Here is a 1,410-nt window from a genome sequence, read left to right as displayed (position 1 = left end):
GCAACCGCAGCAGACCCGAGCGCACCGCCTCCGTCAGCTCCTCGTCGTCCACCCGGAAGGAGCGGGGCAGCGCCAGTCCGGTGGCACCCGGCGCGTCCAGGTCCGCGCTCTGCCCGAAGTGCCGCATGCCCTGCTGGGCGGTGGCGAGCGGGACACAGCCCGCGGCCATCGCCTCGCCCATCGCCATCAGGAAGGTGTCCATCTCGAACTTGGACGGGAAGACGCAGAAGTCGGCCGCGGTCGCCCAGTCCTGGAGCTCCGCGGTGTCCATCGGATCCGTACGGACCCGGACGCGGTCGGGGTGCTCACGGGCCAGGGCGTCGAGGTCCTCGTCCCGCAGCGGCGTCGGGGACAGACAGTGCAGCAGGACGTTCACCCGGTGCCCCTCGTCGAGCAACCGCCGTACGCCGCGGAACAGTTCCTTCTGGCCCTTGTGCTGCACCGAGTAGCGGGCGTTGTGGTAGACGGTGGGCAGGTCGGGGTCCAGGGCCAGGGTGTCCAGGGTGCGTTTGCGGCGCTCCTCGGAGCGTCGTACGTCGAGCCACTCGTCGCCGATGGCGCAGCCGCCGACGGTCATCAGATCGGTGCGCGCCCGCAGTTCACGGCGCACCGTCAGATGCCGGAACAGTTGCTCGAAGGGGGTGCCCGCCTGGGAGAGCATGTGCGCGAGCTGGCCGTCGGACAGGAAGTCCAGCGCGGCGACCGAGCGGGAGACCAGGGCCAGCACCGGAACGTAGTCGTGGCCGGGACGCGCCGGGGAGTCGTGGTGGAGCAGTGTGCGCGGCAGGTAGGCGCGCATCGCCCGTTCCAGGAAGCCGTCGAGCGGCGGATCCGCGAGGCCGTCCGCCACCGACACGTCGGCGCCCTCGTGGGCGAGCACGGACCGCACCCCGGGGCCGTACACCTTCGTGTCGACCGCCAGGTTGGTCTGCACCGTGGACACCACGTGCAGGCCGCGGCCGGCCAGCAGGGCGGGCAGCAGGTGGTGGTGGACGGGCTCGTGCAGATGCACCACGGTGCCCGCCGCGACCCGCTCCCCGACGTACCGGGCGGCCGCGACCTGGAAGACCAGGGGCTTGAGGTGGGCCAGGTCGTGGCCCTTCACCCCGGGCGGCGGATAGAAGGAGTCCGGGTGGGTGTCGAGCAGGCCGCCGCTGAGCAGCACGATGTCGATGCCGTCCACGGTCATGCGGTGGGCGCGCGCGGACACCGGCACGCGGACGGTCTCCGGAAAGCCGGGCCACTCGGCGGGGTCCAGCCGGACCGGGATCTCGTCGTCCGTCCGCCAGTCCAGGTCGACGACCTCGTACCGCTCGCGCAGCAGCGGCAGCAGACCGTGGGCGGGCGTGACCGCGCCGACCCGGTGGCCCGCGTCCCGGAACTGCCGGGCCAGGTTCCACAGATAGACGG

At 72.4% G+C, this 1,410-nt stretch carries 1 protein-coding gene; it reads right to left on the bottom strand.

Features of this window, described 5'->3' with window-relative positions:
• Positions 1–1,410, bottom strand: a 1,410-nt coding sequence (locus ACFWI9_RS34210) for a glycosyltransferase (RefSeq protein ID WP_387169184.1), incomplete at both ends; no start/stop codon positions are given.

Origin of the sequence: Streptomyces sp. NPDC127084 (genome assembly GCF_042724175.1) — a bacterium.
Lineage (GTDB): Bacteria > Actinomycetota > Actinomycetes > Streptomycetales > Streptomycetaceae > Streptomyces.
The sequence above is the reverse complement of the archived record's forward strand: the minus strand, read 5'-3'. Positions and strand labels throughout refer to the sequence as shown.